This is a genomic window from Carnobacterium iners (assembly GCF_900177385.1).
Taxonomy (GTDB): Bacteria; Bacillota; Bacilli; order Lactobacillales; family Carnobacteriaceae; genus Carnobacterium_A; species Carnobacterium_A iners.
In genome coordinates, this window is sequence record NZ_FXBJ01000002.1 from 1,971,556 (window position 1) to 1,993,698 (window position 22,143).

General features: G+C 34.7%; 18 protein-coding genes and 1 pseudogene. All 19 read right to left on the minus strand.

What is annotated here, in order from left to right:
* Positions 1–21 precede the first annotated feature (21 nt).
* A complete protein-coding gene (gene grpE / locus B9Y54_RS09415; RefSeq protein WP_085560015.1) occupies positions 22–594 on the minus strand; it encodes a nucleotide exchange factor GrpE in 573 nt (190 codons plus the stop codon).
* 20 nt (positions 595–614) lie between these two features.
* A complete protein-coding gene (hrcA, locus tag B9Y54_RS09420; protein WP_085560016.1) occupies positions 615–1,652 on the minus strand; it encodes a heat-inducible transcriptional repressor HrcA in 1,038 nt (345 codons plus the stop codon).
* 361 nt (positions 1,653–2,013) lie between these two features.
* Positions 2,014–2,961 carry a riboflavin biosynthesis protein RibF gene (gene ribF, locus B9Y54_RS09425; RefSeq protein ID WP_085560017.1) on the minus strand — a complete coding sequence of 316 codons (948 nt, stop codon included), beginning with the start codon at positions 2,959–2,961 and terminating at the stop codon, positions 2,014–2,016.
* Between the two features lie 15 nt (positions 2,962–2,976).
* Complete coding sequence (gene truB, locus B9Y54_RS09430; protein WP_085560018.1) at positions 2,977–3,894, minus strand: tRNA pseudouridine(55) synthase TruB; 918 nt, start codon at positions 3,892–3,894, stop codon at positions 2,977–2,979.
* A gap of 88 nt (positions 3,895–3,982) precedes the next feature.
* On the minus strand, positions 3,983–4,579 hold the full coding sequence (locus B9Y54_RS09435; protein ID WP_085560019.1) for a hypothetical protein: 597 nt from the start codon (positions 4,577–4,579) through the stop codon (positions 3,983–3,985).
* 142 nt (positions 4,580–4,721) lie between these two features.
* Positions 4,722–5,069: a 30S ribosome-binding factor RbfA gene (rbfA, locus tag B9Y54_RS09440; protein ID WP_085560020.1), complete on the minus strand. Its 348-nt coding sequence runs from the start codon at positions 5,067–5,069 to the stop codon at positions 4,722–4,724.
* A 52-nt stretch (positions 5,070–5,121) separates the two neighbouring features.
* Positions 5,122–7,434 carry a translation initiation factor IF-2 gene (gene infB / locus B9Y54_RS09445; protein ID WP_085560021.1) on the minus strand — a complete coding sequence of 771 codons (2,313 nt, stop codon included), beginning with the start codon at positions 7,432–7,434 and terminating at the stop codon, positions 5,122–5,124.
* A gap of 14 nt (positions 7,435–7,448) precedes the next feature.
* Positions 7,449–7,754: a YlxQ-related RNA-binding protein gene (locus B9Y54_RS09450; RefSeq protein WP_085560022.1), complete on the minus strand. Its 306-nt coding sequence runs from the start codon at positions 7,752–7,754 to the stop codon at positions 7,449–7,451.
* Positions 7,751–8,035, minus strand: coding sequence for an RNase P modulator RnpM (rnpM, locus tag B9Y54_RS09455; RefSeq protein ID WP_085560023.1), 285 nt, complete (start codon positions 8,033–8,035; stop codon positions 7,751–7,753). The genes B9Y54_RS09450 and rnpM overlap by 4 nt, the downstream gene beginning before the upstream one ends.
* Before the next feature lie 11 nt (positions 8,036–8,046).
* Positions 8,047–9,321: a transcription termination factor NusA gene (gene nusA / locus B9Y54_RS09460; protein WP_085560024.1), complete on the minus strand. Its 1,275-nt coding sequence runs from the start codon at positions 9,319–9,321 to the stop codon at positions 8,047–8,049.
* A gap of 33 nt (positions 9,322–9,354) precedes the next feature.
* Positions 9,355–9,828 carry a ribosome maturation factor RimP gene (gene rimP / locus B9Y54_RS09465; protein WP_085560025.1) on the minus strand — a complete coding sequence of 158 codons (474 nt, stop codon included), beginning with the start codon at positions 9,826–9,828 and terminating at the stop codon, positions 9,355–9,357.
* Between the two features lie 210 nt (positions 9,829–10,038).
* On the minus strand, positions 10,039–14,382 hold the full coding sequence (locus B9Y54_RS09470; RefSeq protein WP_085560026.1) for a PolC-type DNA polymerase III: 4,344 nt from the start codon (positions 14,380–14,382) through the stop codon (positions 10,039–10,041).
* A 108-nt stretch (positions 14,383–14,490) separates the two neighbouring features.
* On the minus strand, positions 14,491–16,203 hold the full coding sequence (locus B9Y54_RS09475) for a proline--tRNA ligase (RefSeq protein ID WP_085560027.1): 1,713 nt from the start codon (positions 16,201–16,203) through the stop codon (positions 14,491–14,493).
* Between the two features lie 49 nt (positions 16,204–16,252).
* Positions 16,253–17,527: an RIP metalloprotease RseP gene (rseP, locus tag B9Y54_RS09480; RefSeq protein WP_085560028.1), complete on the minus strand. Its 1,275-nt coding sequence runs from the start codon at positions 17,525–17,527 to the stop codon at positions 16,253–16,255.
* A 12-nt stretch (positions 17,528–17,539) separates the two neighbouring features.
* Positions 17,540–18,724 (minus strand): 1-deoxy-D-xylulose-5-phosphate reductoisomerase, encoded by a 1,185-nt coding sequence (locus B9Y54_RS09485; RefSeq protein WP_338061325.1) that lies wholly within the window; start codon positions 18,722–18,724, stop codon positions 17,540–17,542.
* Positions 18,725–18,737: 13 nt separating this feature from the next.
* Positions 18,738–19,520: a phosphatidate cytidylyltransferase gene (locus B9Y54_RS09490; protein ID WP_085560029.1), complete on the minus strand. Its 783-nt coding sequence runs from the start codon at positions 19,518–19,520 to the stop codon at positions 18,738–18,740.
* 19 nt (positions 19,521–19,539) lie between these two features.
* Positions 19,540–20,318 (minus strand): annotated as a pseudogene (locus tag B9Y54_RS09495) (isoprenyl transferase).
* Positions 20,319–20,739: 421 nt separating this feature from the next.
* A complete protein-coding gene (gene frr / locus B9Y54_RS09500) occupies positions 20,740–21,297 on the minus strand; it encodes a ribosome recycling factor (RefSeq protein ID WP_085560030.1) in 558 nt (185 codons plus the stop codon).
* On the minus strand, positions 21,297–22,022 hold the full coding sequence (pyrH, locus tag B9Y54_RS09505) for a UMP kinase (protein WP_085560031.1): 726 nt from the start codon (positions 22,020–22,022) through the stop codon (positions 21,297–21,299). Before pyrH ends, frr begins: the two co-directional genes overlap by 1 nt.
* Positions 22,023–22,143 lie beyond the last annotated feature (121 nt).

Consider the following 22,143-nt stretch of genomic DNA (forward strand, 5'->3'; position numbering starts at 1 on the left):
TTTTATTTTACTTTTGAGTCTTTATTGAGCAACAATAACCATTGCCGGTCTTAAAACTCGATCTTTTAAAGAATAACCTTTTTGAAATACATTTACAACTGTATCGGCTTCTTGTCCTTCTTCTAGAGATGTTGTTTGTATCGCCTGGTGATAATTTGGATCAAAGAGCTGATTTAATGGATCGATAACTTCAATGCCTTCATTCTTTAAGGCTACTTTAAAGGATTCCATCACCATTTCTAAACCTTTTTTCAAACTCTCACCTTGATTGTCTGTAACTTCAATAGCCAAAGCACGTTCTAAATTATCTATTACCGGTAATAATTCGGTGGCTAGAGATTGAGAGCGATACTTAGCGGTGTCTTCTTTTTCTTTTTGGTTTCTTTTTCGCATGTTAGCTAACTCAGCTTGTAAACGAAGGTACTGATCTTCTTTCTCATTTAAATCACTTTTCATTTTCTCTAATTCATCTATTTCTTCTAATTCATCTACTTCTTCTATAACACCATTCTCTTGAGATTGAATTTCTTCAACGGTTTCAGGAGAATCTTCACTAATTTTTTTACTATTTTCTTCTTCTTGATTTTCAGTCATCCTACATCGCTCCTTTTTGATTAGTCTTCCATTGTGTGGTAGTAATCAATTACTTTTTTTGAAAGTTCATTTCTAAAAACGTCGACTAAGCTAATCATTTTTGAGTATGGCATGCTAGTCGGTCCTAACAAGGCAATCATTCCTGTTCCATAACCTATAACGTTATAGCTTGCAGTTATCAAACTAAATCCCTCAAATCGTTCATCGTCTAATTCTTGACCAATCTTTACCTCAATCCCACTCTGAGGAGGAGTTAATAAATGTGCTAAATCATGTTGATCTTCCATTAAAGAATAAATTAATTTGAATTTCTCAACATTCATTCCATTAGAATAGTCTAGCATATTCATTTTACCACCAACATGTATCTGATCGCGTCCTGCCTGCAAAATAAAGGTGTCGAGTGCTGAAGAAATCCCTACTGCTGATTTAGCATATTTATTAATTAATGCAGGGATTTCTGTTTCGAGTTTTTTAAATACTTCGATTAAGGTATGACCCACTAATCGTTCATTAAAAATAGTCACCATTTTTTCTAAGTCCTTAGGCTGGATTGTTTTCGGTAAGGAAAACATCTGATTTTCTACATGTCCTTTATCTGTCACTAGTATCACCATTACCTTATTTTCAGTTAATGGAACTAACCTAAAACCCGTCAATCGACTATCTTTTAACTCAGGTCCCAAAGAAATAGCAGTATAACTAGTTAATTGCGAAAGTAACTCAACAGACTGGATGACAATTTCATCTAAATGATGAAACTCGTTGCTAAACGATTTTTTAATTGTTATTAAATCCTTTTTCTGAATTTCTATCGGATGGATAAGATGGTCAACGTAAAAACGATATCCTTTAATTGAAGGAATTCTCCCTGAAGAAGAATGAGTTTTTTCAATAAACCCTAGCACCTCTAAATGGACCATTTCATTACGAATAGTGGCAGAACTATAACTTAACCCTGCTTCATTCATTAATGTCTTGGATCCGATTGGGGTACCATAATTTGTGTAGAGAAAAATGATGGATTTTAATATGAGAATTTGTCTTTCTGTTAACATAGTAACATCACCTCTTTATTTAGCACTTAAGATAGATGAGTGCTAACACAAGTATTAATTTACCAAACATATTCATACCTGTCAACGATTATTACTTACTTTATGTAAAAAATTTACCGCATTATTTATTTTTACTACTAAAGACTTAGTTTGTTTATGAAAGCTTGCTCACTAAAAATTTAAAATAGTTCGTTTAGATAAATAATTATATAATTTACTTAACAAGAACACCGTTATAGAATTTTTAATAATTATATGTTTAAACTTTTACTACATACCAAATAAGCCTAACGCTAAGATTCTATCATCTATGCATTAAGTACACTCGGTTTTAACTACTACTATTTAAAAGAACTGATTCTTAATTTTTGACTGTTTGAAAGAATTGTCTTGTATCTTCTTCATCTTTTTTCAACTGAGTAATTAAGGCTTCTACCGAGTCAAATTTCCATTCACTTCTCAAGTAATGTAGCCAAAAAACGGTTACTTTTTCACCATATATGTTTTGGTTGAAATCTAAAATATAAACTTCTACGGTCAAAGGACGACTTTTCTCGAATGTAATATTATGTCCGATAGATGCCATTCCTTGATAACGCTCATTCCCCACAAGTATTTCAACGACATAAACACCAACGGTTGGTAAACGTATATCTTTTGTCACATCAATATTAGCTGTCGGAAATCCCAATAATCTACCTCTTGCATCGCCGTGAATCACGCGTCCAGTTGCTTCATAGGTATAGCCTAACAGGTCATTAGCTTCTTCTACATTTCCGCTATCAATTGCTTTTCTGATTCGAGTAGAGCTAATTTTAGCATCGTTTGTTGTTTGCTTTTCAATCACAACAATATCAAAACGGTTTTCAGCATATTGTGGCAGGTGTTTCATAGAAGCAATTTCTTTTTTTCCGTAAGTGTAATCAAAACCTGCAACAACTACCTTTGCATTCAAGCCAACAATGTATAAATCGACAAACGTTTGAGGGTCTAAAGATGCAAAAGAAGAAGTGAATTCTACCTCATATAAAGTATCTACACCTAAATCTGCCATGATTGCTTCTTTTTTTTCTACAGTAGATAAATAAAGCATATCTTCAGCTGCTACTTTTTTAAAAACAATTGACGGATGCTGGTTAAAAGTCATAACGGCTAATGCATGATTATTCTTTACAGCTAACTGTTTTGCTTGATTGATAACTTCTTGGTGCCCTCTATGAACACCATCAAAAAAACCTAAAGCCAAAACGACATTCGCTGAAGGAATTTGACTTTTCATATAAGGGTGACGCAGTTTAATAATTTCCATAGTAGAAAAGCTCCTTTACTGAAATGATCGTAATCCTTTTAATGGTTTGATAAGACCCTCTTTAACAGGATGCTTGCCATAAATGCTCCAAGCGACATTTTCGTACATAATAACTAATGGAAAGGTTACTTGCTCACCAAAGATATCAGATGGCAAAACAGCTCCATTTTTTACTCTATTCCATAATTCTTCCTCTATTTCAACTGAGTCAAGTTCTTTTACCCCGTATTCTAGTGGAGATAACTTTTCTTGAATTGTTTGATCAATCATTTTTTCAGCTACTTGCGCTAGAGTTAAGCATTCTTCGGATTTGAACGTTCCGCTTGAAGTACGAGTTAAATCTGACATATGTGCAGGATAACCCAAAGTTTCACCTAAATCCACCGATAACGTTCTTACATAGGTACCTTTGCCACAATCTACTTCAAATCTCCAAGATACCGTTTTTTCATTATCGTCAAAAACTGGATTCGTTGTGCGAACAAATTTTTTGATTATCGCTTTTCTACTAGGTCTTTCAACGGTTTCACCTGCTCTTGCGTATTCATAAAGTCTCTTTCCATTAACTTTTACAGCCGAAAACATTGGTGGAATTTGAGTAATAACACCCTGCATATTAGCCATTGCTTGATCAATTTCTTCTATTGAAGGTATTTGCTCCATAGCAAGGCGTTCAACAACTTCACCACTTTTATCTTCGGTTGTAGTTGAAAATCCTAATGTGATCTCTCCGATGTAGCTTTTTCCAGTTTCCATCATGTATTCAACCACTTTAGTCGCATTTCCAATACAAATTGGTAAAACACCATCAACATCAGGATCCAAGGTTCCTGTATGTCCTATTTTTTTTGTTTTTAATATTTTTCTAAGCTTAAAGACACAATCGTGACTTGTCATTCCACGTTCTTTCCATAATGGAAGAATACCATCCAATGCCAATCCCTACTTTCTTTTTTAACTTTATTCTTTCATTTAAGTTTAATCAAAATAAAGCGAGTTAAAAGTTATATATACCCTCATGTTATCTGTTGACAATAATAAATTCTTTTTCGCGCATCTCAAACAACAATTTATTCTTCATCGCCACTTCCACGTTTATTTCACGTCGATAATTTTCTTTTTTTAATTCATCGCCATCCCAACAACTGTATAACTCAATTTTATCTGACTCTTTAAAATAAGTTGTTAAGAAAGATAAAAAGCCTTTTTGTTGAATGCCATTTACCGATCGAGCTTCGTCCATCATTTTATAGTAGTCTGCTACATCTTTCGTAGTGAAACCATCTGGAACTACCGTATCGTTTTCAATGGGTTCCCATACTGGAAAATCTGTTGTTTGGTAAACATAAGGAGTACTAAAGTGTTTTAAAATATCTCCTGATTCAACTAATTCTGAAATTTCAAATGTTCCAACAATTTCTGCTTCTTTATCATAAAAGATAATTTGATTCATCGTTAGAGCTTCATTATTCGTTTGAATACGAAGGTAAGACAAGACCATTTTATCCGTTACTCCTGCATCTAAAGTGTCACGTGCAATTAAGGCAACAATATTTGGGTCTTCTGATGGGCGAGTAGTTAGTTTTTTTTCTACACCGATATATGAATATAAACTCACTATGTTAAACCTCCAATTTTTTTAAAATTCTCCTCTGAACTACTATTCTTAAAAAATAAAGACTGAGACAATTGTCTCAGTCCCTTATTTATTCTCGAATAGCTATGTGAAAAGTATTTTCTACCTACTTTTCTTTTAGATGTTATTCTTTATTTAAATTACGTAACAATTCATCAATTCGGCTACCGTACAGGACGGATTCATCAAGAGAAAAAGCTAATTCAGGAGTTTTATATAACGTCAATCGTTTTCCTAATTCTCTTCGAATTAATCCGGTTGCTTTATCTAAACCTAGCTGAACAAGTTCAAGATCTTTTTCTTTTTCAGATAAAATACTATAGTAAATCGTTGCTTGTTGCAAATCTCCGGTTACTTTTACTTCAGTAATCGTTACATTTGAAACACGTGGATCTTTCACACGTTTGACTAGGATGTCATTCACTTCTTTTTGGATTTCTTGAGCTACACGCCCAGTTCTAAAATTTGCCATAATATTGCCTCACTTTCATCATTGTTTACTTGTTTATTCATAAAGTGAAAATTTATTTGCGTTTAATTTCAACCATTTCGTATGCTTCAACGACATCGTCTACTTTTAACTCATTGTAATCTTTAATCATAAAGCCACATTCAAAGCCTTTTTTAACTTCTTTTGCATCATCTTTAAAACGTTTTAAACTAGCTAATTCGCCTTCAAAAATAACAATGTTGTCTCTTATTAAACGAATACTACTGTTGCGAGAAATATGGCCGTCTGTTACAAAACCACCAGCAATTGTTCCAACTTTAGAAACCGCAAATGTTTCACGAACAACAACTTGTCCAGTAACTTTTTCTTCGTACTCTGGGTCTAACATGCCTTTCATTGCTGTTTCAATTTCATCAATCGCGTTGTAAATAATACGATGTAGACGAATATCAATTGTTTCTTGACTTGCTTGTTCTTTAGCTTGTGGTGTTGGTCGAACGTTAAATCCAATAATAATCGCATTACTTGCTGCCGCTAAAGTAACGTCACTCTCATTGATAGCTCCGACTGCTGTGTGGATGATTTTAACACGTACACCTTCAACCTCAATTTTTTGTAAGCTAGAAGCCAAGGCTTCTGCTGAACCTTGAACGTCTGCTTTAATGATAACATTAACTTCTTTTATTTCTCCATCCTCTAAGCTTGAGAATAAATTGTCTAATGTTACACGATTAGTTATTAAACGCTGGCTAGCCATCGCTTTTTGAGCACGTGTTTCACCAACTGCACGAGCTGATTTCTCATCTTCAAAGACAACAAACTGATCGCCAGCTTGTGGAGCAGCATTTAAACCAGTAATCTCTACTGGAGCAGATGGTCCTGCTATTTTAACACGTCTACCAAGTTCGTTAACCATTACTCGTACACGTCCGTAAGTATTCCCTACTACAATTGGGTCTCCAACGCGCAGTGTGCCTTCTTGGACAAGTAAAGTAGCAATAGGGCCCTTACTTTTATCTAGACGAGCTTCAATTACTGAACCTAGCGCGGCTCTCTTAGGATCTGCTTTTAGGTCTTCTACCTCTGCGACTAGTAAAATCATTTCTAATAATTCATCTAAATTCTTAGCAAATTTAGCTGAAATTTCGACGAAAATTGTGTCTCCACCCCATGATTCTGGGATTAAACCATATTCAGTTAGTTCTTGCATCACTCGTTCTGGATTAGCTGTAGGCTTATCAATTTTATTAACCGCTACAATAATCGGAACTTCTGCAGCTTTTGCGTGGTTAATAGCCTCAATAGTTTGTGGCATAACGCCATCATCGGCAGCTACAACAATAATGGTAATATCTGTAACGTCTGCACCACGAGCACGCATAGTCGTAAAGGCAGCATGTCCAGGTGTATCCAAGAAAGTAATCGTCTTACCGTTAGATTTCACTTGATAAGCACCAATATGCTGTGTAATCCCACCGGCTTCGCCTAAACTAACTTTTGTATTTCTTAAAGAGTCTAACAAAGTTGTTTTACCATGATCAACGTGTCCCATAATAGTTACTACTGGAGGACGTGTTGCTAGATTTCCTTCTATTGTTTCTGTTTCAAAATAAACGTCTAAATCAGATACGTCTACTTTAACTTTTTCTTCTGTTTCAATTCCATATTCTGCTGCAAGAAGTTCAATAGTTTCTTTGTTTAAACTTTGGTTTAAAGTTGCTACAACGCCAAGCAGGAATAATTTCTTAATGATTTCTGCTGGTTCGCGATAAATTTTCTTAGAAATATCCGCTACAGTCATTCCGTCGGTGTAGACTAAAACATCTGGTAATTCTTTGAATTTACGCGGAACTGGAGGTGCTACTGGTTTAGTTTCTCCACGTTTACCTTTTCTCTTACGTTTGTTAAATCCACCGTGAGTACCTTGTGCTCCACGGTATCCACCACGTTTACCACTTGTTCCAGTAGTCGTTTTTTGCTCCATTGGATTGGTTGTTCGCTTTACAATTGGCGCTGCTTTCTTTTCAGCTGGTTTTGCTGCTGGACGACTAGTTGTCGAAGTTGGTTTTTTACTACTTGCTGTCTTACTTGCTGATTTTGATTTTGTTTCAGGTTTGGAACTATTATTGGTTTGATTCTGTTTGTTTACTATACCCTTACCGCCTTTTTGTGTTGTGTGTTTTTGTGTTTCGTCTTGGTTTTTCGTTGTACTTGTATTCCTTTTGTTGCTTGCAACAAATGCTTCGTTTAGCATCGCAACTTGTTTATCTTCCATTGAAGATAAATGATTTTTGTAGTTAAACCCTAATTGATTAGCTTTTTCAATTACTTTTTCAGTAGGTAGATCATGTTTTTTTGCAAATTCAAATACTCGCAAATTAGCCATTCTAATAACCTCCGTTAATTTAGTAATAATTCCCGGATTTTTTTACCAAAGCCGTTATCCAATGTTGTACATATTGTACGCTCTTTTCCAATTGCGTGACTCAACTCTGCTTTTGTAAAATAAATAACTATTGGAATATCGTAATAACGACATTTATCCGAGATTTTTTTCTTGGTTTGCTCACTAGCATCCGTAGCAACTAGTACTATTTTTGCCTGTTCTTTTCTAATTTCTTTTAATGTTAAATCTTCACCTGTTACCAATTTTCCAGCTTTCATCGCTATTCCTAAAAGGTTCAGTGCTTTTTGATCTTCATTCATAAACTCATCCGCGCTTTCTGTCGTGTTACGTAATCTAAAAGTTCTTGATAAAAAGGATCTGCTAAAGCTGTTTCGAACGTGCAATCTAAAATACGTTTATCCCAAGCAACCTTAACAATTAGTGGATCAATAGAGATATAAGCGCCGCGTCCAGCCACTTTGCCGCTGGGATCAATACTGATTTCACCCTCTTTATTTTTTACTATTCGAATCATTTCTTTTTTAGGTTTCATTTTATTTGAAGCAATACACTTACGCATAGGAATTTTACGCTTTTGCATACCATTCACCTCTATTTATTCTCATCTTCAGCTTCAGCTATTTCAATCATTTCTTCGGCTTCTCCTGAAGTTAATATACCTTCTTGAAATTCATCTTCAACTTCTATATCGCTAGGGAAATCTTTACTGTCTTCAACATTTTCAACAATTTCTGTTGCATCACTTTCTTGTTCGGCACTCATCGTTTCTTCGACAGCAGAAACGTAATCTTCTGTGCGCTCTAAGCCAGCTTTATCTTTAGTAATCAGCGAATCTTGAATATCTGATTCTGATTTGATATCAATTTTAAAGCCAGTTAATTTAGCAGCTAATCGAGCATTTTGGCCTCGTTTACCAATTGCAAGAGATAATTGGTAGTCAGGTACAACGACCACACAACTGCCTTCTCTCTCATTAAAAGTAACATTGATAACTTGTGCAGGATTTAATGCATTCGCTATAAACGTTGCAGGATCTGCACTCCATTCAACAATATCCATATTCTCGCCTTTTAACTCGTTTACGATTGCTTGCACACGTTGGCCTTTGGGACCGACACAAGTACCAACTGGATCGATATTTTCATCTCTAGACATAACAGCTACTTTAGCTCTATCTCCAGCTTCGCGGGCAATTGATTTGATTTCAACAATGCCATCGTAAATTTCTGGTACTTCTTGTTCAAACAAACGCTTTAATAAGTCTGGGTGACTGCGGCTCACAAAAATTTGAGGCCCTTTAGACGTATTCTCAACTTTTGTTACATAGACCTTTATACGATCATGAGGTTTATAAACTTCATTCGGTATTTGTTCTTGTTTAGATAATACCGCTTCAATTTTCCCAAGATTCACATAGATATAACGGTGGTCTTGTCTTTCAACAATTCCCTGCATAATATCATTCTCATAAGTAATAAATTCATTGTAGATGATATTACGCTCTGCTTCGCGTACCCGTTGCATGATAACTTGTTTTGCTGTTTGAGCCGCGATTCTACCAAAGTCTTTGGGAGTCGTTTTAAAGCGAATAGAATCCCCTAATTCATAAGCACTGTTAATATCTAAAGCTTCTTTTAAACTAACTTCTAAACGTGAATCAAAGACAACATCAACGACTTCTTTTACAGCATAAACGTGGATATCGCCTTTTTTCATATCAAACTCAACTTCTACATTTTGCGCTTGTCCGTAATTCTTTTTATATGCTGAAACCAACGCAGCTTCCAAAGCATCAATGACGATTTCCTTTGCAATGCCTTTTTCTTGCTCTAATGTATCAAGGGCATTTAGCATTTCTTTGCTCATTTCAATTTCTCTCCTGTCCACTAACCATTTAATTTAAAATTGGATTGCTAATCTAGCTTTTGCAATTTTTTTACGATCAAATTCAATCTCTTTTACTCGAGTTTTAATTCGTACAGATAAAATCAAAGTTTCATCTGTAATTTGTTTTAATATACCTTCATAAATTTTTTCACTATCAAAAGCTTCGTATAATGAAATATGAATATATTCACCAATAGCTTCAATATAATCTTCTTCTTTTTTTAATGGTCTTTCAGCTCCGGGAGAAGATACTTCTAAGAAATAGGCTTGTGGTATTGGATCTGGATTCATTGCATCCATTGTTTCACTGACTTTTTCACTGACAAAAGCACAATCTTCCAGAGTAATACCTTCTGGTTTATCAACATATATTCTTAAAAACCAATTCTTCCCTTCTCTAACAAATTCTACATCAACTAGTTCAAATTCAAAACTATTAACTATGGGTTGCACAATATTACTAACCGTTTCAACCACACTTGTCATCTATACCGCCTCCTTTTAGATACACATACCTGACTGCCGAAAAAGAGTGAGCGTCGCCGCTCACTCTTTACCAAGATATCTAAATACAGTTAAATAATAACACAATTTCCTAATCATAGCAACAAAACCCGTAGTAAATACAGGTTTTATTTTATCCAAAGAATGATTTTGCAACCCTATTTTTCTATCCATCTTACCTTATTTCACTAGTTAAAATAAATCAAACAAAGAAAGCTGATTTTCATCTGGCATACCTTTTAAGACACCATTCTCATTCATATACTCAATAACCGTTTTAGATACTTTTCCACGTTTACCTAAATCTTCTTTAGATAAAAAAGGTTTATCCAATCTTGCTTCTACTATTTGATTTGCCACGTTAAAACCTAAACTTGGTACAGCTCTAAAGGGTGCAATTAAAGAATTACCTTCTATGACAAAATCTTTTGCATCAGATTTATCTAAATCAATCATTTGAAAATTCATACCACGCTCTACCATTTCATTTGCTAATTCTAGTACTGTTAAAACATTTTTCTCTTTTGTTGATGCATCTAAACCTTTATCAGTTATTTCTTTCATCTTAACTTTAATACTTTCTTTTCCCTGACACATCGCCGCTAGTTCAAAGTCAGTCGCACGTACAGAAAAATAAGCAGCATAATATAAAATAGGAAAATGGACTTTGTAGTAAGCCACCCGAAGAGCCATTAAAACGTAAGCAGCAGCATGGGCTTTAGGAAACATATATTTGATTTTTAGACAAGAGTCAATGTACCATTCTGGTACTTTCTCAGCCCGCATTTCTTTTTGCCATTCATCTGGAATACCTTTACCTTTACGCACAGATTCCATAATTTTAAAGGCTAACCCATCTTCTACACCATTATGCATTAAGTAAACCATAATATCGTCACGACATCCAATAACCTCAGATAAAGGAATATTTTTTTCACGTATTAACTCTTCTGCATTGCCTAGCCAAACGTCAGTCCCGTGAGAAAGCCCTGATATTTGAAGCAATTCAGCAAATGTTGTTGGTTTAGTTTGCTCTAGCATTCCTCTTACAAAGCGAGTACCAAATTCTGGAATGCCTAGTGTTCCTGTTTTAGATTGAATTTGTTCAGAAGTAACATTCAAAACATCTGTTCCACCAAAAATTTTCATTACTTCTGGGTCATCTGTTGGAATTGTTAAAGGATCAATACCTGATAAATCTTGCAACATCCGAATAACGGTAGGATCATCATGTCCCAATATATCTAATTTTAAAACATTATCATGAATAGAATGAAAATCAAAATGCGTTGTTTTCCATTCAGAGTCTTGCGCATCAGCTGGAAATTGAATCGGCGTAAAATCATAAACGTCCATATAATCCGGAATAACAATGATTCCACCTGGATGCTGGCCAGTTGTACGCTTAACGCCAGTCGAACCCTTTGCTAATCGATCAATTTCTGCAGCACGGAAAGTTAAATTTTGATCTCGCTCGTAGGCCTTTACATAGCCAAAGGCAGTTCGGTCAGCTACTGTACCGATTGTTCCTGCTCGAAAAACATATTCTTCTCCAAAAAGGACTTTTGTATAGTCGTGTGCTTTTGATTGATAATCACCAGAGAAATTTAAATCGATATCAGGAACTTTATCGCCGTTAAAACCTAAAAAAGTTTCAAAGGGAATATCATGTCCATCTTTGTGCAATCTAATCTGGCAATTCGGACAAGTTTCCTCAGGTAAATCATAACCTGAACCAACTGAACCGTCTGTAAAAAACTTGGAGTATTTACATTTTGGGCAACGATAATGTGGTGGCATCGGGTTGACTTCTGTAATCCCAGTCATAGTCGCTACAAAACTAGATCCAACTGATCCACGTGAACCAACTAAATAGCCTTCTGAAAGACTTTTGTGAACTAGTTTTTGTGAAATCAAATAAATTACAGAAAAACCATTTCCAATAATACTTGTTAATTCTTTTTCAATTCTTTTTTCAATAATATCTGGTAAAGGATTTCCATATAAACGATGCGCTTCATCGTAACTTAATTTACGAATTTCTTCTTCTGAACCTTCAATTTTAGGCGTATATAATTCTGTTTTCACGGGTGTCATTTCTTCAACAGATTCAGCTATCATTTGAGTATTTTCGACAACGATTTTGTGTGCTGTTGACTTACCTAAGAAAGAAAAGGCCTCCAACATATCCTCCGTTGTTCTAAAATGAACTTTAGGCAACTCACTTCTATTCAACGGATTTGCTCCACCTTGAGAATTAATGAGTATTTTCCGATAAATATAATCTTCTGGATTCAAATAGTGAACATTACCAGTAGCAACAACTGGCTTATTCAGTTCTTCTCCAATTTGAACTAAATTCCGGATAATGTCTTCTAAATCTTTTTCTGAATTAACTAATTCTTGTTCAAGTAAAGGTGCATAAACTTCTTTAGGCATAACTTCTATAAAGTCATAGAATTTTGCTTTTTTTTCCGCTTCTTCAACACCTTTTTGCATCATCGCTTCAAATACTTCACCTTGATTGCAGGCGGATCCGACTATTAAGCCTTCTCGCAATTTAATTAACTCTGAACGAGGAATCCTTGCCGTTCTGAAAAAATATTGGGTCATCGATAAAGAAACTAATTTAAATAAGTTTTTTAAGCCTATTTGCGTTGTAGCGATAATCGTACTATGAAAAGGTCTCGCACGTTTGTAAGAATCTCCTTCACCAATGCGGTCATTTAATTGATTGTGGTTAACGATTTGATGATCTTCTTCGGCCTCTTTCAAAAATAGCCAACAAAGATAACCCGTAGATTCGGCATCATAAATAGCTCGATGGTGTTGTTCTAAGGCTACACCATATTTTTTAGCTAATGTATTTAGTCTATGACTTTTTAATTGTGGATGAAGAAATCTAGATAATTCTAGCGTATCAATAACTGGATTAACATTTTCAGCTAGTTCTTGTCTGGCATTACTAGTATTTAAAAAACCCATATCAAAACTTGCATTGTGCGCAACTAAGATATGATTTTTTGCAAAGTCTTCGAATAATAGCAATACTTCTTTTTCAGTTTTTGAGCCTCTGACCATCTCATCTGTAATACCTGTTAAGTTGATGGTTGTTTGAGATAAAGGATGTCCTGGATCAATAAAGTGTTCAAACTTTTCAATGACATTTCCTTTATACATTTTAACGGCTGATAGCTCAATGATTTTATTGTAAACAGCTGATAATCCCGTTGTTTCTACGTCAAATACCACATATGTTGCTTCAGCTAACTCTCTATCACTAGGATGATAAGCAATTGGGATACCATCATCAACGATATTGGCTTCTATACCATATAATATTTTTATCCCATGTTTTTGTCCAGCACGAAAAGCATCTGGAAAAGACTGTGCACCGGCATGATCCGTAATCGCTACAGCGGGGTGTCCCCATTTAGCTGCTTGAGCGACTAAATCAGTGATATTGTTTGTTGCATCCATTTGACTCATATTGCTATGCAAATGCATTTCAACCCGCTTATCTCCTTGTGAAGCCAGATCTTTTCGTTCCTCATGAAAGCTTTCAGAAATATCTTGGGCATTTAGTACTAGATCTCGCATGAAATTATCTTCTTGGACACTTCCACGTGCTTTTACCCACATTCCTTTTTTAATTGCTGCAAAAGCTGCTTCATCTTCTGGTGTATTAGAGAATTTTTTAACTGTAAAAGATGAAGAATAATCCGTTATCTTGACAATCAATAATTGTCGTTCAGAACGAAGAACACGAATCTCCACATCAAATACATATCCTTCAATCGTTACTCGTCTTTCCTCTTCTATAACTTGATCCATTTGCTTTATTTCTTCTTTATCTGCTATCTTACGGCCTAAAACAATTGGTCCTTTGGCTATGTTTTCAATACCTTTTTCTTTATTATATTTCTTTTCCTCTTCTGCTTTTTTTAGGTTCTCACCTGCTCGTATGCTTAATAATTCATCTGCTTCTTCTTTTTTTGATTTAAATTCGGCTATCTTTTTATTGTAGCTTTCTTCATCAATAGTTGGTTCTATTTTAAATAATGGAAATCCCAAACTTTGATAAGCTATTTCTACAGGTGGCAAATACTGATTGGTTAAATGACCTTTTACTACTTCATTCTCTACTAAAAAGAGAATTTTTTTTCCACTTAGTAAGGGCAATTGTTCTTGAAAAGCACGATTGCATAATGGTGAAGAAACGCCACTTTTTTTAACCACCGAAGGCCAATATTGTTCAAGTTTTTCAATCGTTATTTTAGGGTTTATTGCTTCAATCGAAACTTCTATAGTCGCAATAGAACTAAAAGTTAATTGCAATTTTTCAATAAATAGTTGGTAAACTTCAAAAGGTAAAACATCTTCAAATGAAAGATTAAAATGCCATATTTTCGAAGTTTTATGCACCGTTACTTTTTTTATTTCACCTTTTTTAAAATAAGGTTGGTACTCAATTGTATTTTTCAAGCCAATTTGCTCTAGTAATTTCTGAAATAACTCTTCTGGGTTTAAACTCATGAACGACTGGCTCCTTTCGATTGCTCTTGTCTGCTATAAGGGAAATAACAAAGGAAGCACAGACAAGTAAAATATATACTTGTGTAGGCTCCCTTTGTTATTTGTCCTTTAGTTATTTTCAGGATTCAGCAAAATTGCCATTGTTGAAATCATTTCATCTTTTCTAACTTCAATCGTTTCGCCCGTTTTGCGAATTTTGATTTCTACTATATCCTCAGCAGCTTTTTTACCCACTGTTATACGAATTGGTAGTCCGATTAGATCAGAATCAGCAAATTTTACTCCTACACGTTCTGCACGATCATCTAATAAAACAGAAAATCCAGCTTGATTTAGAGAAGTATATAGTTCTTCAGCTAAGTTAACTTGATCTTCTGATTTTACATTGACTGGTATCAAATGAAGTTCGTATGGTGCTAATTGTCTAGGCCAAATTAAGCCTTTATCATCACTTTTCTGTTCAGCAATGGCGGATAACAGACGGCTAACCCCAATACCATAACAACCCATGATAACCGGAATAGAACGGCCGTTGTTGTCTAATACTGTTGCACCCATTGATTCACTATAACGGGTTCCTAATTTAAAGATATGTCCGATTTCTATTCCTTTTGAAAACTTTAATACTCCTTGTCCATCTGGAGATAATTCTCCTTCTTTAACAAAACGTAAATCGACAAACTTCTCAATTGAGGCATCACGGACAGGATTAACATTCATAAAATGATGATTTTCTTCATTTGCTCCTGCAACAGCATTTACCATATCTTGTACATCTAAATCTCCTAGAACTTTAATTCCCTCTTTAACATTGACAGGACCAACAGAACCAAAATTAACACCTAAAAAGTCAGTAGCTTCTTCATCTGTTGCCATCTCTAAATAATCAGCATTTAAAAAGTTTTTAAGTTTAACATCGTTTACTTCGTGATCGCCACGAACAACTGTTAGGACAGGTTCGCCGTCTGCGATAAACAATAAACTCTTCATGACATCACTTGATTCTACTTTCAAGAAAGCTGCTACTTCATCAACTGTTTTACAATTCGGTGTTGCTACTTTTTCTAGCTCTTTTTCAACTTTAGTTGATTTTTTATGCATATAAAAACTTGTTGCCATTTCTAGGTTAGCTGAATAATCACTTGAATCAGAGTAAGCAATAACGTCTTCACCAGCATCAGAAATCGCGGTGAACTCTTTAGAATCACTTCCACCCATTGCTCCTGCATCACCAATAATATTTCTGAAATCTAACCCACAACGTTCAAAAATACGTGTGTATGCTTCTTCAAAATCTGAATAAGTTTTATCTAAGCTTTCATAGCTATCGTGAAATGAATAAGCATCTTTCATTAAAAATTCGCGACTTCTTAACAAACCAGAACGTGGTCTCTTTTCATCACGGTATTTAGTTTGTATTTGATATAACGATAAAGGGAGTCTTTTATATGAATTGATTTCATCACGAATTAAAGTCGTAAAGGCTTCTTCATGTGTTGGTCCTAATAAATAGTCTCGACCATGACGATCGGTTAACTTCATTAAGTCCTCACCGTATGTCTCATAACGTCCTGACTCTTCCCATAGTTCACGAGGCAACAGTGAAGGCATTAACATTTCAACCGCATCGATTTTTTCAAATTCTTCTCGGATAATTATTTTTATTTTTTCTAAAACTTTATTAGCCAAAGGCAGATAGCTGTATACCCCACTAGATATTTGTCTAATGTATCCTGCTCTCAATAATAGTTGATGACTCAATACTTCTGCATCATTAGGGATTTCACGTAAGGTTGGCACAAATAATTTTGATTGTCTCATGAGTATTTATCTCCTTTAGTAGTTGACTGTTTTTGTAGTTAACGGTTTTCTATTTTAAAAAGTACGTTTGGATATCATTCCATGTGACTAAGACCATTAATAAAGCTAATAGTCCGACTCCAATTAAAGTGATAATCCCTTCTTTTTCTTGACTCAAAGGTTTCCCTCTGACTCCCTCAACCGCGTTTAATAATAATTTACCACCGTCTAAAGCTGGTACTGGCAATAGATTAATAATTCCTAAGTTGATACTTAAGATCCCCATCCAATTCAATACGCCGATGTATCCTGTTTTAACAACAGCTTCAGTTGTTGCATAAATAGCTACAGGTCCACCAAACATATCAATAGAAAATCCTTTAGTAAAAATAGAGCCTAATGCAGCTAATATCTGCACGATGACCGTCCAAGTATAAGTGAAACCAAAGAACAGTTTAGCAGTAAAGGATGTATCAACTGGTGCATTTACTCCTATAATCCCGATCTCTGAATCATCATTTCCTTTTTTAGCTTCAGGAATAACATTCAGTTGCTTATCAGACCCATCTACTGATTTCAAAGTAAACTTCAGAGATTTCTCTGGACTTTTTTGAATGACTTTTACTATTTCTGTCCAACTAGTCATTTTATTACCATCAATTGCAAGGACTTGGTCTCCTTTTGCCAAGCCAGCTTCATAAGCCGGAGATCCTTCTACGATTGATCCTAATTCATTTTCATTGCTAATCACACCACCTTGTAAGAAAGCCATCAGAGTAAACGTAATAATAGCTAAAATAATATTATTCATCGGACCTGCAAAGTTCGTCATCATTCTCTGAGGCAAACTCGCTGCTTGGAATTGCACATCAAGTGGAGCAATTTGCACTTCCGTCCCATCTTCTTCAATTAATAGCGTATTTCGTTTAACCGAATAACGAACTAATTTAGTGTCATCACCAGAAAGGTAACCTTCTATATACAAGTCTTTTTCTAAATCAATCGCGCTAACTTGAATAGGAACAACTTCGAGCAATTGCTTTTTCTTACAGGTATTAATTGTTGTGACTTCATCGTTTTCATCTAATAAGATCCCAACAGACATTCCTGGTTTAATTTCCGTTTCTTCCTCATAGCCAGCCATTCTAACATAGCCGCCAATTGGTAAAATCCGTACCGTAAAGGTCGTTTCATTTTTACGATAAGAAAAAATCTTTGGTCCGAAACCGATTGCGAATTCTCTAACTAGTGTTCCTGCTTTTTTTGCAAAGTAGTAATGCCCAAATTCATGGAAAATGACTAATACACTAAAAACAAGGATAAAGGTAATAATCGTAGTAATCATTTTATCTCTCCCTTAAATCCAACTCATAACTTTTTCTCTAGTCTCTTTATCGACTTCTAAAAGAATAGTCAAGTCTGGTTTTTGTACTTCTTTTTCTTGATAAACAGCTTTATAAACGAGTGTTTCAATATCTAAAAATGGTAACTTGCCTTCAATAAATGCATTTACAGCTACTTCATTCGCTGCATTCATAACTGTCGGAGCTGTTCCACCTATTCTTCCGACATCAAAAGCTAATTGCAATAAAGGGAATCGTTCAAAATCCATTTCTTCAAAACGCAATTGTCCAATCATAGCTAAATCAAAAAAAACAGGTTTTTTAACTGGCATACGAGTTGGGAAACCTAGTGCATATTGGATGGGTTCTCGCATGTCACTGACTCCTAATTGGGCCTTTATTGTACCGTCAACAAATTGTACCATAGAGTGTACAATACTTTCACGGTGTAAAAGAACTTTAATTTTATCATAATCCATATCAAATAACCACTTAGCTTCAATAACCTCTAGGCCTTTATTCATCATAGATGCTGAATCAATGGTTATTTTCTTTCCCATTGACCAATTTGGATGATTCAATGCATCCGAAACGCTGACATCCCGTAAGTCAGCTCTCGAGTAATCACGAAAGCTCCCACCTGATGCTGTAATAAGCAATTGACTGACATCGCTGCTATTTTCACCTTGTAAACACTGAAAGATTGCTGAATGCTCACTATCTATAGGGAAAACTCTGACATTATTTCTAGCTGCTTCTTCCATAACTAAATCACCAGCCATGACAAGCGTTTCTTTATTGGCAAGTGCAATTTCTTTTCCTGCCTTGATAGCTGCTAATGTTGGCAATAGTCCGACACTGCCCATTACTGCCGTGACAACCGTTTCTACTTCATCCCTAATAACTAGTTCAGTCAATCCCTCTAATTCATATGTAAATTGAACAGCAGGGTAATCTAGTCTCAATCGTGCAGCCATTTTTTTTGACTTGACGGCTACTACTTTAGGTTTTAATAATTCAATTAATCTTCTTCCTTTTATTTCATTTTCATAAAAAGAGAAAGCCACTATTTTAAATAAATCAGGATAAGATTGAACGACTTCAATGGTACTAGACCCTACTGATCCAGTAGCACCTAATAAACAAATTTTTTTCATGATAATAAAGTTACTATCAATAAAAGATACTAACTTTTTCACGTCCTTCCATCAATTAAACTAACGTCAGTAAATACAATACTGGCATTGCAAATAAAACACTGTCGAATCGGTCAAGAATTCCACCGTGACCTGGTAATATTTTCCCGGAATCTTTTACATCATAATGACGTTTTAAAGCTGATTCGACTAAGTCCCCTAATTGACCGGAAACAGAAATTAAAACGGCTAATAATACAGTTATACCAAATGAAAAATCAGCTGGATAAATGAAATAATAACCGGTTGAGATAATAAGTGCACAGAAAATTCCTCCGAATGAACCTTCAATCGTTTTATTAGGACTGATATGTGGCGCAAGCTTATTTTTACCAAACTTACGACCGACTAAATAAGCCCCGACGTCTGTTGCCCAAACAATAAATAAGGCCAACAACAATAGTCTCAATCCTTCAAAACGAATCAAAAGAAAGTACTTAAAGCCGTATCCAATATAGATAGAGCCCAGTATCGACATAGCAGCATCATCGAAATTAAATGTGTTTTTTGAAAATACTGTTGAGACTAACAGCAACAATGAACAAACGTAGAATAACATACTAGGTGAGTAGGCTGTCCCCAATACACCTTGATTTGAAGGAATGGTGATTAGCAATAAAGCAACACTAGCAATTAATCCTTCTATTGATAATAATGATTGTTTTCTCATTCTAAATAATTCAAATAAAGCAATTAAACCTAATAAAGATACAGCGATTGTTAAAATAACTGATCCCATATAAACAATTGGTACGAAAACGATTAAAGAAAGTATGGCTGTGATGAGTCTTTGTTTCACTTGTTTTTCCTCCTAGCTATTATAATGCACCAAAACGCCTGTGTCTTTTTTTATAAACACTAATTGCATTTTCTAACGACTGCTCATTAAAATCTGGCCAAAGCTCTTTTGTAAAGTAAAATTCACTATAAGCATTTTGCCAAAGCAGAAAATTGCTCATTCTTTCTTCTCCACTTGTTCGGATCATAAAATCTACTTCTTGATAGTTGCCTAATGAGGCTGTCATTAAGTGTGACTCAAAAACAGCTTCATCTATTTCTTCTATATCTAATGTATTATCTTTCACCATTTTTGCTACTTGTTTAGTCGCTTCAAGCATTTCACTGCGACTGCCATAATTCAAGGCAAAATTTAGTATCATACCTGTATTATTTTTTGTAGCTTCAATAGCTTGCATCACTGCTTTTTGTGTATGCGCTGGCAATTGGTCCGTAAATCCAATAACTTGAACTTTAATATTTTCTTTGATTAAATCTGGTACAAATGCATCAAAAAAGTCTACTGGTAGTTGCATTAAAAAATTCACTTCTAGATCAGGCCTTCGCCAATTTTCAGTCGAAAAAGCATATAAAGTCAAAACTTTAATACCTATTTGGCTAGATCTTTTTGTAATTTTTTTAACTGTATTCATACCTTCTTTATGCCCGGCAATTCTGGGCAATAATTTTTTTGAGCCCAACGTCCATTCCCGTCCATAATAATTGCGACATGAGCAGGCATCTCGTCTAGTTTGTCAAAAGGATGTATTTCATTTTTTTTTTCTTCTTCTTGTTTCATTTTTTTAAAAAAATTTATCATTTGAGTTTCTCCAATCCGTTAACTGACTGATACCATTGTATCAAAATCTACTATAAATGCCTATAATAAATAAATAAATATCTTAAGGGATTCCTAGATAGTTAAACAGAAAAAAAGAGCAACTAGTTATCACTAGTAAGCTTTCAAACTCCAGAAACCGTAATATTATTTTTTTTAAAAAAATAATGGTATACTTTTTGTAGATAAAAAATCGTAAAAAGAACTGAAAGGGTGATTAATATGAAAAAATTAATTAAGCGAATGGTCGTCAGTTTTATAGTATCCTACGTAGCAGCAAGAGTAACTAATTTCTTTCTAAAAGAAGAAGAGACTGAGACAACTACTAAATAAGAACAACAATTAAAACACCTCATTGACCTTCAACAAGGTCGATGAGGTGTTTTAATTTACTCTCTATAAATTAAACGTCTAACAATTCTTTTTCTTTTTCAGAAGCAATCGCGTCAACATTTTTAATACTTTCATCTGTTAACTTTTGAATATCTTCTTCATAAGAATGAACGTCATCAGATGTTAATTCTTTATTTTTTTCTGCTTTTTTTAATTCGTCAATTGCTTCTCGTCTAATGTTACGGACAGAAACTTTTGAGTTTTCTGCTTCTTTACCTACTTGTTTAGCTAACTCTTTACGTCTGTCTTCTGTTAATTGAGGAATAACTAAACGAATAACGTTACCGTCATTGTTTGGGTTGATTCCAATATCACTTTGCATAAGGGCTTTTTCAATATCCTTAAGTGCTGTCTTGTCAAATGGTGTAATCATTAGCACTCGTGCTTCTGGAATGGATATCTGTGCAATTTGGTTTAAAGGTGTTGGAGCACCATAATAAATAATTTGGATACGGTCTAGCAATGAAGGATTTGCACGCCCTGCTCGAATGCTTCCTAATTCTCTTTGGAAAGCTTGTTCCGCTTTAACCATTTTTTCTTTTGTTTCTTTCAATAATTCTGTACTCATTATTTTTTCCCCCTGACAGTAGTACCAATCGTTTCACCTAAAACAACACGTTTAATATTTCCAGGTTCGTTAAGATTAAAAACGACTAATGGAATATCATTATCCATGCTTAACGAACTTGCCGTTGTATCCATAACTTGTAGACCTTTATTTATGATATCTAAATGAGTTAATTCTTCATATTTAACCGCTGAACTATCTAATTTAGGATCTGCTGAATAAACACCATCAACATTATTTTTCGCCATTAATATCACATCAGCGCCAATTTCAGCTGCACGTAAAGCGGCTGTAGTATCTGTAGAGAAATAAGGATTTCCAGTACCACCTGCAAAAATAACAACGCGACCTTTTTCTAAATGTCTTTCTGCTTTACGACGAATGTATGGTTCAGCAATTTGTCGCATTTCAATAGATGTTTGAACTCTCGTAGGAACTCCAACGTTTTCTAAACAATCTTGCAACGCTAGAGCATTCATGACAGTTGCTAACATCCCCATGTAATCAGCTTGGGCTCTTTCCATCCCCATTTCAGAACCGACTTGTCCACGCCAAATATTTCCACCACCAACAACGATTGCAATTTCAATCCCTAATTCTTTTACTTCTTTTATTTCTTTACATATATTATTGATAACTGGCGGTTGAATACCAAATCCTGTATCTCCAGCTAAGGCTTCCCCACTAACTTTTAAAATAATACGTTTGTATTTCGGTTCAATCATTTTTTTCCCTCCATTGACTCTTAGCACTCTATTAAGTTTACCATATTTTGTTAAAAACTTCATTTATAATCTTTAATACTAATTAATATATTTTTTTTAATAAACGGACTTTCACCTATTA